Source organism: Xanthobacter sp. BG11Y11_SDJG (assembly GCF_057364445.1).
The window spans coordinates 1-2472 of the sequence record NZ_JBNFNU010000518.1 but is presented as its reverse complement, the minus strand read 5'-3'; the positions used below and the strand labels follow the sequence as shown (position 1 = coordinate 2472).

The 2472-nt window shown below is 70.8% G+C and carries 2 protein-coding genes and 1 pseudogene; 1 reads left to right on the top strand and 2 read right to left on the bottom strand.

Annotated elements, in window-relative coordinates; genetic code table 11:
• Positions 1-85 precede the first annotated feature (85 nt).
• Complete coding sequence (locus AC2W7M_RS23775) at positions 86-931, bottom strand: alpha/beta hydrolase (RefSeq protein ID WP_486135425.1); 846 nt, start codon at positions 929-931, stop codon at positions 86-88.
• 161 nt (positions 932-1092) lie between these two features.
• Here AC2W7M_RS23775 and AC2W7M_RS23770 point away from each other — a divergent pair.
• Positions 1093-1997 (top strand): annotated as a pseudogene (locus AC2W7M_RS23770) (LysR substrate-binding domain-containing protein).
• A 63-nt stretch (positions 1998-2060) separates the two neighbouring features.
• Here AC2W7M_RS23770 and AC2W7M_RS23765 read toward each other — a convergent pair.
• Positions 2061-2327, bottom strand: a complete 267-nt coding sequence (locus AC2W7M_RS23765) for a hypothetical protein (protein WP_486135424.1) — start codon at positions 2325-2327, stop codon at positions 2061-2063.
• Positions 2328-2472: the final 145 nt, after the last annotated feature.

The window sequence follows — 2472 nt, the reverse complement described above, 5'->3', positions numbered from 1 at the left end:
CGCGAGGCGCCCACGGCGATGCCGAGGAAGAGCAGACGCTTCAGGGACAAAGGACGGGTCATGGGTCGTTCCTGGATGCGGTCGGTCAGAGGACGGACGAGGCGGCGGCGTTCCGACGCCCGGTCGCGGATTTGAAGAAGGCGCCGAACAGCGCGGTGAGGCGCGCTTCCCAGGCCGGGGGCGCCGCGGCCTCGCCGTCGAGGCCTTCGGGCCATTCGGTGGGGGCTTCGAGCACCTCGATGGTGGTCGGCACGCCCGCTTTGGCGAGCGCGCGGGCGTAGGCCACGCTCTCGTCGCGCAGCGGGTCGTCCTCGGCGCTGATGATCAGCGCCGGCGGAAGGCCGGCGAGCCGGGAGGAGGCGAGCGGCGCCGCATAGGGGTGGGACGCCTTGTCGGCGGTGCCGAGATATTTCTGCCAGCCGTCCGCCCACTTGCAGCCGGAGGCGCCGATCTCGGCCGCGCGCCAGGAGGCGGTGGCGAGCGTCGGGTCGAGCATGGGCGAGATGAGGATCTGCCCTGCGATCGGCGGGTGCTGCTGGTCGCGCGCCATCATGGCGAGGCCGGCGGCGAGGTTGCCGCCCGCCTCCACCCCGGCGACGAACAGCTTGGAGGACTTGCGGGCGATCTCGCCGCGCTGGGCATGGAGCGCCGCCAGGACGCCGGCCATGGCGGTGAGCGCGAACGGAAACGGATGCTCACAGGCGAGCGGATATTCCGCCGAGACCACCACCGCGCCAGCCACCGCCAGCAGGCGGGCGACCAGGTCGCCGCACTGGCACGAGCCCTCGGTGAAGGCGCCGCCGTGCAGGTTCAGCACCAGGGGGGAGCCCGGCAGCGCGCGACCATAGACCCGCACCGGCACCTCGCCCGACGCGGTGGCGATGCGCCGCTCGGTCCAGGACTGGCAGGTGGGGATGAGGGTCGGAGTCATGGCGCGTTTTCAGTTCGCTGGGAGGCTGCTCGCCGCAGCCAGTGGGCTTTGTGCGATGCGGAAAACTAGACCCGACGGAAAGCTGGATAAACCGGCCAATCGCGATATGATTATTCATTGAGATGAACAATCAGAGATAAATCACAGAAAGCGATCGGGGGATGGACCAGCTTGCTGCAATGCGGGGATTCATGCGGGTGGTGGAGACGGGCAGCTTCACCCGCGCCGCCGACGTGCTCGCTCTGCCCAAGGCGACCCTGACCAAGCAGATCCAGCAATTGGAGGCGCACCTCTCCACGCGCCTGCTCAACCGCACCACGCGCCGCGTGACCGTGACGCCGGACGGCGCCGCCTATTACGAGCGCGCGCTCGCCCTCCTCAACGACCTGGAGGAACTGGACAGCTCCATGTCCGCCTCGCAGGCCAATCCGCGCGGGCGGCTGCGCATTGACCTCTCGCCCTCGCTGGCGGTCAACGTGCTGATTCCGGCGCTGCCGGACTTCGCCGCCCGCTATCCCGACATCCAGGTGGACGTGGGCTGTACCGACCGGCCGGTGGACCTTCTGGGCGAGAACGTGGACTGCGTGATCCGGGTGGGCGAAATCCGCGACCCCTCGCTGATCGCCCGCCGCATCGGCCAGATGCCGTTCCTCACCTGCGCCGCGCCGTCCTACATCGCGGTCCACGGCATGCCGCGCCATCCGCGCGACCTCGAGGTGGACCATTTCATGATCCGCTATTTCAGCGAGGCGAGCGGGCGCTATTACGAGCACCAGTTCGCCGCGGCGGGGAGGTGATCGAGGTGGCGGGCCGCTACCGGGTCGCCTGCAATGACGGCGTCGCCTATCTCGCCGCCGGCCTCGCCGGCCTCGGCGTCTTGCAGGCGCCAGCCTTCATGGTGGGCCCGCACGTGGCCACCGGCGCCCTGGTGCCGGTGCTCGAAGGGTGGGACTTCGAGCCGATGCCGATCCACGTGGTCTACGCCCCGAACCGGCACCTCTCGAACCGGCTGCGGGTGTTCGTGGACTGGGTGGCGGACCGCTTCGCCCGCGCAAACCTGGCGTGAGCGGGACCGGGCGGGACCGGAGCCGGCGGGACCGGGCTCGGCGGGGACCCCCGCGTGCGATCCCTAGTCCGGCACCATCCCGTTCTGCCCCAGCACGTCGCCGGCCAGATACAGCGATCCGGCGATCAGGACGCGGGGCGGCGGGAATTGCGGGTGGAACGACAGTCCGTCCAGCGCCGCGCCCACGTCCGCTGCCACCGACGCGGGGATGCCGAGCCCCTGGGCGGTGGCCGCGACCTCATGCGGCGACAGGCCCTTGTGATCGCCCGGCACCGGAACCGCCACCGCGCCCCGGGCAAGCCCGGCGAACGGCGCCAGGAACCCGCTCACATCCTTGTTCCCAGCATTCCGACCACCAGCACCAGCGGCCGGGAATAGCGCTCCTCCAGCTCGCACACCGCATGCGCCAGGACCTCGCCGCCAGCGGCGTTGTGGCCGCCGTCGAGCCAGACCTCGGCGCCCGCCGGCGCCCGCG

Bases quoted from the DNA above. Each gene is read 5' to 3' on its own strand.
- AC2W7M_RS23775 (WP_486135425.1), bottom strand. From the start codon at position 931: ATGACTCCGACCCTCATCCCCACCTGCCAGTCCTGGACCGAGCGGCGC.